We start from the raw sequence: 299 nt of genomic DNA on the forward strand, positions 1-299 counted from the left end.
CTGGCTGCTGGCGCAGGCGGGACTGCTGGACGGGCGGCAGGCAACAATCCACTGGGAGGAGCTCAGCGGCTTTACCGAAGCCTTCCCGGACGTGCAGGCCGAACGCGCGCGCCAAGTCTGGGATGGCAACCGCATCACCTGCACCGGCGCGCTGGCGGCCTTTGACACGATGATGGAGCTGATCGGCGAGCAGCACGGCGCCGCGCTGCGGCTGGAAGTGGCCACCCTGTTCATGAGCCCAGAGGCCACCGAAACGCAGGACCCGATTCTGGCCCGCAGCAAATCCGTTGCCCGCGCGG

General features: G+C 68.6%; 1 pseudogene. It reads left to right on the forward strand.

The features are described 5' to 3' along the window. Positions 1 to 299, forward strand: a pseudogene (locus tag RA19_RS25135) (AraC family transcriptional regulator); the annotation flags it as partial.

Origin of the sequence: Leisingera sp. ANG-M1 (genome assembly GCF_000813745.1) — a bacterium.
Taxonomy (GTDB): Bacteria; Pseudomonadota; Alphaproteobacteria; order Rhodobacterales; family Rhodobacteraceae; genus Leisingera.